The following is a 6,534-nucleotide window of genomic DNA, read 5'->3' on the forward strand; positions in this document are numbered from 1 at the left end:
GCCTTCACCGACCCCCGCCATCCGCGGGTGACCGTGCTCGCGCGCGGCAAGGCCGGCTGGGCCGCGCTGTGCCGCCTGATCAGCGACGCGCACCGACGCGACCGCGATCACCCGGTGACCACGTGGGACGCGCTCGCCGCCACCGACGGCGACCTCGTCGTCCTCGCCGGCCCCGACTCGGAGATCGGCCGCGCGGTCGCCGCCGCCGAACACGCGCGCGCCGGGCGACTGCTCACCCACGCGAAGGCGGCCCTGCCCGGCGATGCTTTTTTCATCGAACTGGTGTGCCATCTGGCCCCGCTTCACCAGGCCCGCTCCACCGTCCACGCCGCCCGCATGTTCACCCTCGCCGACGAGCACCGCGTGCCCGCCGTGCTCACCAACGCCGTGCGCTGCGCCGACCGCGAGGACGCGGTGATCGCCGACGTGCTCGACTCGGCCCGCCGCCTGGTCCCACTCGGCCGACACCACCTGGAGCGCACCGGCTCCGAGGAGTACCTCAAACCCACCCTCGACATGGTCGCCGTCGCCGCCGAGATCACCTGCCTGGCCGGCATCGGCACCGCCGCCGCGCTGCTCGACGCGACCCGCACCCTCGCCGACGACCTGGTCCTGGACCCCGAGCAGGACCTGGGCATCGGCAGCGTGTTCTACCCCGAACCGGAGGTACTCGGCGTCCCCGCGAGCCGCGCCGCCGCCGAACTGCGGGCCCGCTGCGAAGCAGGCCTGGGTCTGCGCGGCATCGCCCCCACCGCCGAGGCCCGCACCCGCCTCGACGACGAACTCGCCCTGATCGGCCGACTCGGCCTGCCGTCCTACTTCCTGACCGTCGCCGGCGTCGTCGACCTCATCCGCGACATGGGCGTGCGCTGCGCGGCCCGAGGATCCGGCGCGGGCAGCCTGGTCAACCACCTCATCGGCATCTCCGGCGTCGACCCGTTGCGCCACGGCCTGCTGATGGAGCGCTTCGTCTCCGACCGGCGCACCGCGCTGCCCGACATCGACGTGGACGTCGAATCCGCGCGCCGCACCGACGTCTACGAACGGATCATGCAGGTCTTCGGCCCCGAGCGCTGCGCGTGCGTGTCGATGGCCGAGACCTACCGCGCCCGGCACGCGATCCGCGACGTCGGCGCGGCGCTCGGCCTCGCCGCCGGCGAGATCGACGAACTCGCCAAGGCGTTTCCGCACATCCGCGCCCGCGACCTCGGCCCCGCGCTGCGCGACCTGCCCGAACTGCGCGCGCGGAGACTCTCCCAGGACGGCGGCTTCGACGGCCTGTTCGAACTCGCCGCCCGGCTCGACGGCTTGCCCCGACACCTCGCGCTGCACCCGTGCGGCGTCCTGTTGTCCGACCTCACCCTGCTCGACCGCACGCCCGTCGAGACCTCCGCGCAGGGCTTCCCGATGAGCCAGTTCGACAAGGAGGACGTCGAACACCTGGGCCTGCTCAAGCTCGACGTGCTCGGCGTGCGCATGCAGTCCGCGATGGCGCACGCGATCGCCGAGGTCGAGCGCGTCGACGGCACCACGATCGACCTCGACGCGGTCCCGCACGACGACCCCGCGACCTTCGACCTGATCCGCTCCACCCGCACCCTCGGCTGCTTCCAGATCGAATCGCCCGGTCAACGCGAACTGATCGGCAAGTTCGCCCCCGAGACGTTCGCCGACATCATCGTGGACATCTCGCTGTTTCGCCCCGGACCGGTCAAGAGCGACATGGTCACCCCGTTCCTGAAGGCCAGGCAGGGCTGGGCCGAGCCGCACTACATCCACCCGAGCCTGCGCGAGCACCTCGCCGAAACGTGCGGCGTGGTGGTCTTCCACGAACAGGTCATCAAGATCATCGCCACCGCCACCGGCTGCGATCTCGCCCGCGCCGACGTCGCCCGCCGCGCCCTCGGCAGCCACGAGCGCAAGCCCGCCGTCCGCGACTGGCTCTACGAACACGCGGCGCGCCGCGACTACGAACCGGCCGTGATCGACAAGATCTGGGCCGTCCTGGAGGCCTTCGCGTCGTTCGGGTTCTGCAAGGCGCACGCCGCCGCGTTCGCCGTCCCCACCTACCAGTCCGCGTGGCTCAAGGCGCACCACACCGCCGCGTTCCTCGCCGGCGTGCTCACCCACGATCCCGGGATGTACCCCAAGCGGCTGATCCTCGACGACGCGCGCCAATGCGGCGTCCCCATCCTGGGCGTCGACGTCAACCGCTCCGACGACATGTACCGCGTCGAACCCGCCCCCGACGGCACCCCCGGCATCCGCATCCCGCTCGCCGAGATCAAGGGCATCGGCACCGACGAGGTCGCGCACATCCTGGCCCACCGGCCGTACGCCTCCCTGACCGACTTCAAGACCAGAAGCGGTGCGTCCCGCCCGACCACCGAACGACTGGTGACCGTAGGCGGATTCGACGCCCTCCACCCCGCCCCCACCACCCGCCGCGACCTCCTGCTCCACCTCACCGACCTGGACCGACTCGGCCGCGACAAACGCCGACGCACCGGCCCCGAACTGGACCTGGGCCTGGTCCCCGACGGCCCCACCCGCACCGGCCTGCCCGACCTCACCGACGTCGAACGCATCCGCGCCGAACTCGACATCCTCGGCCTGGACGCGGGACAACACGTGCTCGACTTCTACGCGCCGTTCCTGGCCGACCTCGGCACCACCCGTGCCCGCGACCTGCTGACCCGGCGCAACCGCTCCGAACTGCTCGTCGCCGGCGTCAAGGTCGCCACCCAGACCCCGCCGATCCGCACCGGCCGCCGAGTGATCTTCCTGACCCTGGACGACGCCACCGGGCCGGTCGACACGACCTTCTTCGAGGACGCCCAAGACCCCTACGCGGCAACCCTGTTCCACTCGTGGCTGCTCGTGGTGCGCGGCGTACTGCGCCGCACCGGACCGCGCGGCGTGTCGCTGCGCGCCACCGGCTGCTGGGAACTGGGCACGCTGCACGACGCGTGGACCACCGGCGGCGTCCGCGCCGTGCACGAACTGATGGCCGCCGACGCGCCGACCGTGCCCGCCCCGGCCCGGCGCCGCGTCCTGGTGCACGCGAGCGGCTTCAAGGTCTCCCCGTACGCCGACCTGCGCCCCGCCGGCGACCCCACCAAAGCGGCCCCGCGCAAGCTGTGGCACGCCAGCCCCGGGAGCGCCGGATGAATCGCGGACACGTCATAAGGTGGGAGCCGACCAGTTCCCAAGGAGGCTGTCCTTGTCCGACCAGACAGGCAGACGCGAGCAGAGCCACAGGCACGACCAGACCCGCAGGCGCAGTTCGATGCGTACCGCCGTCGTGTGGCAGGTACTGCACGAGGCGTTGGACCGACGTGCCCGGACGGTCGGGCGCGACGTCCTGGACGTGCTCGACGCAGGCGGCGGCACCGGCAACCTCGCCGTCCCGATCGCCCGTCTCGGCCACCGGGTCACGGTCGTCGACCCCAGCCCCGACGCGCTCGCCGCGCTGGAGCGCCGGGCCGCCGAGGCCGGCGTCACGTCGCTGGTGCGCGCCTGCCAGGGCGACACGCACGGGCTGTTCGACGTGGTCGAACCCGACGCCGCCGACGTCGTCCTGTGCCACGGCGTCCTGGAGGTCGTCGAGGACCCGGCCGGCGACCTCGCGCACATCGTCCGCGCCCTGCGCGCCGGCGGCACGCTCAGCCTGCTCGCGGCCAACCGCACCGGCGCGGTCCTGGCCCGCGCCCTCGCGGGGCACTTCGAGCAGGCCCGACACGTGCTCGGCGACCCCGACGGGCGCTGGGGCACGGCCGACCCGATGCCGCGCCGCTTCGCCGTCGCCGACCTCATCGACCTGGTCGCCAAGGCGGGCCTGGAAGCCGGCCCCGTGCACGCCATCCGGGTCTTCGCCGACCTGGTCCCGGGCGTCCTGGTCGACGACCCGGCCTCCTTCGACGCCCTCCTGGCGCTGGAGCACGCCGCGGCCGAACAGCCCGAATACCGCGCCCTGGCCACCCAACTGCACCTGCTGGCCACCAAGTCCGGCGGCTAGTCCGGCGGCCGGTCCGGCGGCTGGTCGACCCCGCGGAGCGGGTGGTGCCCGATGAACGACACCACCCGCCCCACGCCGCAGGCGATCATGCACGTCGACATGGACGCCTTCTACGCGTCCGTCGAGATCCGCCGCAACCCCGAACTGCGCGGCCGTCCCCTGGTCGTGGCCGGTCTCGGCCCCCGCGGCGTCGTGCTGTCGGCGACCTACGACGTCCGCGCCCTCGGCGTGCACGCCGGCCAGGCCACCTCCCGCGCCCGTCGGCTCGCCCCGCACGCGATCTTCCTGGGTCCGCGCTACGACGACTACACGCGTGTCTCCGGCGGCGTCATGGAGATCCTGCGCTCGATCACCCCGCGGGTGGAGCCGCTGTCCCTGGACGAGGCGTTCCTCGACCTCGCCGGCGCGACCCGCCGGCTGGGCCCGCCCACCGCGATCGGCGAGCGGATCCGCGCCCGGGTCCACCGCGAACAGGGCGTCACCTGCTCCGTCGGGATCGCCGACAACAAGTTCACCGCCAAACTGGCCGGCGCCCTCGCGAAACCCGACGGCCTGCGGGTGGTGCGCCCCGAAGAGGTCGTGGGCTTCCTGCACCCGCTCCCGGTCGACCGGCTGTGGGGTGTCGGGGAGCGGACCAACGGCGTGCTGACCGGCCTCGGGCTGCGCACGATCGGAGACGTCGCGCACACCTCGGTCGACACCCTCGGCCGCGCCCTCGGCCAGGCCGCCGGCCGCAACCTGCACGAACTCGCGTGGGGCCGCGACCCGCGGCCGGTGATCCCGTGGGAGCCCGAACGCAGCATCGGGGCCGAGGAGACCTTCCCGACCGACGTCGACGATCCGGACGTGATCAGGCGCACCCTCCTGGACCTCGCGCACCGCACCGGAACCCGGCTCCGACGCGCCAAGGCCGCCGGTCGGACGGTGACGGTCAAGATTCGTTTTGCCGACTTCACCACACTCACCCGCTCGAAAACCCTGCGCGAGGCCACCGACGTCGGCCACGAGATCTACGGCGTCGCGTGCGTGCTGCACGGCTCGCTCGGCCTGGAACGGGCCCGCCTGCGGCTGGTCGGGATCCGGGTCGAAGGCCTGGTGAGCGGCGCCTACCCGCGCCAACTGGCGCTGGGCGAAAGGGCGTTGGGTCACCGCGAGGCCGAGCGCGCGGCAGACGCGGTGCGCCGCCGATTCGGCAACTCGGCGCTGGTCGCGGCCACCCTGCTGGGCCGCGACGCCCCGCGGGGACCTCGCCTGCGCCGCTGACGGCGTCCGCCCGGGCCGGGCCGCGGCGTTTCGCGGGCCTCACGCACGCATCACGCACGGCGGTCCCTGAGCGCGAAGCGGCTTCGGACGCATATCATCGAAGCCCTGACCGGGCGACATGAGCGTGAGCGCGTGCCGGACAGGGCAGGAGTGTCGACAGGGGCGGGAATCGACGTGGTGACCCCTCATCCGAAACCGGGCTTCGAGCCTGTGCCGAGGGTGGGTTTCACGACAGCGATTACCTGCCTATCCTGAAAGGGCCGCAAGGTCGCGTCGCGGCCGACGAAGGAGGACGCCGTGCCGCTCTCAGAGCACGAGCAGCGCATGCTTGAGCAGATGGAGCGAGCGCTCTACGCCGAAGATCCCAAATTCGCGACAGCGCTCGAAGCAGCCGGCATGCGCCGGCACACCCGGCGACGCACCTTCCAGGCGATCCTGGGATTCCTGCTCGGCATCGTTCTCTTGATGACCGGCATGATGGTCCAGCAGATCTGGGTGAGCGTCATCGGCTTCCTGGCGATGCTCGGCGGGGCGCTCCTGGCGGTCACCGGCTGGCGCCGGGGGCCCGCGACGGGGGCAGCGGGAGAGGGTGGCGGCGGCAACGGCGCCGCCCGCGGCCGGGCCCCACGTCGGCGCAAGGCCAAGATGATGAACCGTATCGAGGACCGTTGGCGTCGGCGCCGCGAGGAAAACGAGAGCTGACGGTCTCCACACGACCTCGAACGCACACAGCCGCGCGGTTCGCGCGGCTGTACGCGTCGTTGGGCCGGGTGCGTCATTGCGCTGTGAGCGTCGTTGGGCCGTGCGCCGCGTTGAGCGGTGCGCATCAAGGGCTGCGTGTCTCATGCGGCTGTGTGGGTGAAGACATGCGCACATGAAGCCATGCGCACATGAAGACGTGTGCAGGCGAAGACGTGCGCAGGCGAAGACGTGTGCAGGTGAAGACGAGCAAGACGCCGGTGGCGCCGGCCCCCGAAGCTTCTCGGGGCCGGCGCCACCGGCGTTTTCCTTGTTCCGGGTGCGATCCGCGTTCGGTGTCCCGCGTTCAGTGAGCGGTGCGGCGGATTCGGCGGGTCAGCGCGTAGCGGCGCTCGGCGAGGCTTCGCCGATCCTTGCGGCGCAGTGACGGCGGGAGTAGCTGCGCCCGGATCCGTCGACCGCGCTCCACCGTCGCGAGCAGGCCCGCGCGGATCACCCGTACGTCCTTGCCCAGCCCCGGCACCCGGGCCGGCGGTGCCGCCGCGTACAGCAGC

At 72.5% G+C, this 6,534-nt stretch carries 5 protein-coding genes; 4 read left to right on the top strand and 1 reads right to left on the bottom strand.

Features of this window, described 5'->3' with window-relative positions:
• From dnaE to GT354_RS24280, 4 genes are all read left to right on the top strand, one after another.
• Positions 1-3,171: DNA polymerase III subunit alpha (gene dnaE / locus GT354_RS24265; protein WP_161358498.1), on the top strand; the 3,171-nt coding region annotated here is incomplete at its 5' end.
• 118 nt (positions 3,172-3,289) lie between these two features.
• Positions 3,290-4,018, top strand: a complete 729-nt coding sequence (locus GT354_RS24270; protein ID WP_161358502.1) for a methyltransferase domain-containing protein — start codon at positions 3,290-3,292, stop codon at positions 4,016-4,018.
• A gap of 51 nt (positions 4,019-4,069) precedes the next feature.
• Positions 4,070-5,281 carry a DNA polymerase IV gene (gene dinB / locus GT354_RS24275; protein ID WP_161358499.1) on the top strand — a complete coding sequence of 404 codons (1,212 nt, stop codon included), beginning with the start codon at positions 4,070-4,072 and terminating at the stop codon, positions 5,279-5,281.
• Positions 5,282-5,578: 297 nt separating this feature from the next.
• Positions 5,579-5,983, top strand: a complete 405-nt coding sequence (locus GT354_RS24280) for a DUF3040 domain-containing protein (RefSeq protein WP_161358500.1) — start codon at positions 5,579-5,581, stop codon at positions 5,981-5,983.
• A gap of 343 nt (positions 5,984-6,326) precedes the next feature.
• Here GT354_RS24280 and GT354_RS24285 read toward each other — a convergent pair.
• On the bottom strand, positions 6,327-6,534 hold a 208-nt coding region (locus GT354_RS24285), incomplete at its 5' end, for a hypothetical protein (RefSeq protein ID WP_161358501.1).

The organism is Streptomyces sp. SID3343 (genome assembly GCF_009865215.1).
Classification (GTDB): domain Bacteria; phylum Actinomycetota; class Actinomycetes; order Streptomycetales; family Streptomycetaceae; genus Embleya.